Origin of the sequence: Vibrio sp. 10N.261.52.A1, assembly GCF_002876325.1 — a bacterium.
GTDB classification, from domain to species: Bacteria; Pseudomonadota; Gammaproteobacteria; order Enterobacterales; family Vibrionaceae; genus Vibrio; species Vibrio chagasii.
Genome location: NZ_MCYD01001372.1, coordinates 1 through 2,238, shown reverse-complemented (window position 1 = coordinate 2,238; position 2,238 = coordinate 1). Strand labels below are relative to the sequence as shown.

At 39.4% G+C, this 2,238-nt stretch carries 3 protein-coding genes; all 3 read left to right on the top strand.

All coding sequences use genetic code 11. The features are described from left to right. The first annotated feature begins 193 nt into the window (after window positions 1-193). The 3 genes from BCT81_RS27985 (at window position 194) to BCT81_RS27975 (ending at window position 2,069) form a co-directional block, all read left to right on the top strand. Window positions 194-655 carry an SAM-dependent methyltransferase gene (locus BCT81_RS27985; RefSeq protein WP_102426555.1) on the top strand — a complete coding sequence of 154 codons (462 nt, stop codon included), beginning with the start codon at window positions 194-196 and terminating at the stop codon, window positions 653-655. 62 nt (window positions 656-717) lie between these two features. Beyond that, window positions 718-1,182, top strand: a complete 465-nt coding sequence (locus BCT81_RS27980) for a GNAT family N-acetyltransferase (protein WP_102426554.1) — start codon at window positions 718-720, stop codon at window positions 1,180-1,182. A 308-nt stretch (window positions 1,183-1,490) separates the two neighbouring features. Further along, on the top strand, window positions 1,491-2,069 hold the full coding sequence (locus tag BCT81_RS27975) for an O-methyltransferase (protein WP_004739429.1): 579 nt from the start codon (window positions 1,491-1,493) through the stop codon (window positions 2,067-2,069). The last annotated feature ends 169 nt before the right edge of the window (window positions 2,070-2,238 follow it).

Genomic DNA, 2,238 nt, shown 5'->3' with positions numbered 1-2,238 from the left:
CAATTCATGCTATACAGAAAAAATCTGTATTTAGTGATGTAGGTAAGGAGCTATAGAACTTAAAGTATTGTTATTCATAGCAAAACAGATGTATGGTTTTCGTCATTAAGATACTAGACAGGATAATTTTATATTTAAGTACAAAATTGTTCTGTCTAATATAGCTGTTAGTGCCCAGAGGAGAAAAATAATCATGGAAGAAATTAGGCTTGTTTCTATAGGAAAAGTTGAATCAACCAGAAGTGAGATGATTGATGATAATTGGGATAAAGAAAACGCCTCTATAGTTATTGATGCTGCGTTCGGGGCGGAAGCTCTTATCGGACTGTCTGATTTTTCTCATGTTGAAGTGACTTTTTATTTCAACAAAGTTGATAAATCAAAGATCATCACGGGGGCAAGGCATCCAAGAAATAACACTGATTGGCCGAAAGTTGGTATTTTTGCCCAAAGAGGTAAAAACCGACCGAACCGTTTAGGTTCTACAATTTGTGAAGTTATTGCTGTTTGTGGGAGTGTGCTACAAGTTAGAGGATTGGATGCAATAGACGGTACGCCAGTGGTAGACATTAAGCCAGTAATGGGTGAATTCTTACCAAGAACAACCGTCGAGCAGCCCGAGTGGTCAAAAGAAATCATGTCAAATTACTGGTAGTCAGAGTGCTAATGTGGCGTTATGTCCTTTCGGTTTTTTGAGGTTCTATGAAAATAAGAAAAATGAGTTCAGTTGACTTGCCGGCTTTGTATGATATTTACACCGACAAAGAGGTTGTGAACAACAATCGTTACTTGCCTGAGATCAAAAGGGAAGAGTTTGACTCAATGTTCAATGACAGCCAGCTTAATTTTGTCGCAGTTGAAAGCGATGGAGAACTCTTGGGCCATTTGGCTATTAACTCAACGCCTAAGCCGACGTTAAAGCACTCTGCATCTTTTGGTATTGCGGTCGCCAAAACTTCTAGAGGAAAGGGAGTGGGTCGTTTCTTAATGGAATACTTGCTGTCGTATTGTGATGAGCAGCTAAACTTGACGCGTTTAGAGTTAGAGGTGCATGCAAACAACGTTGCTGCGTTGGCACTTTATAAATCCTTTGGTTTTAAAGTTGAGGGTACAAAACGCAAGGCTGTGCTTGTTGAAGATGATCTTATAGACATCGTCATCATGTCGAGAGTGCGGACATAACAAGCATTTAAGGTTTCAAGATACTTTTTCTTATCTCAACTGATGGCATTAGGTAAGACGAGCTAAGAAGGTTTTGTCCAAAACCTTCACAGGCTGAATTTTTACCCGTGGCACTTTCTAACTCAAAAGTGCCCCATTTAAAGTTAGCCCACTTATCAGTCACCTTTTATGAATGAGGGCATTGACCTACTTTCTAATCAGTAATAGTGTCTACTAATTTGGTGGCTATTCAATCTTTTGGCGCATTCTCTTGCGTTAAAATAAGAATACTTACTAATAATACCGTTATACCCATTAAGGAAAATGCGTTGAAATTTCAATTAATTATGGAAAATTTAGAGCAGTTCGGGATTCAAAACGATCTTGCTCAATCTGATAAATCAAAGCAGTACCTCAATATCACAAAAGACACAGGTGAGTTTTTATCTGTGCTAGTTAAAGCAACGGGCGCACGCAGGATCTTGGAAGTTGGCACATCCAACGGATACTCTACGATTTGGTTAGCGTCGGCACTTCCTGAGGATGGTAAGGTTTACACCATTGAAGCAAACTCTCAGAAAATAGAAGAGGCATCGATAAATTTCCATAAGACGCATACCAGTTCGAAGATTGCTCAACTAGTTGGAGATGTTGCAGAAGTCCTATCTGATGTCCCTGAAAGTATGGATTTTATCTTCCTTGATGCTGACAGAAAAACCTATGTATCGTTAGCTGACAACATATTCAATCTTCTGAAAGCGGGTGGTTTATTGGTCTGTGATAATGCCATATCTCATGCAGATGAACTTACAGAATTCAGAGCGTGGATAAGCTCTCAGAAAAATCTGAGCGTTTCGTTGGTGCCAGTAGGTAAAGGTGAGTTACTGGTCTATAAGAGTGAAAAATAGGTGTAACAGATAGGAGGTATGTGTCGCATTGCCGACGCAAATCCGAAGTGTTGGACAAGCAAAATAGAGCAACCTACCTAAGAAGCTTTTGTCCAAAAGCTTCTTAGAGTTCTCAAGCCGCATCATTCAACCCCTCATTTTTAAGCAAATTAATCTAATGTAATACCTG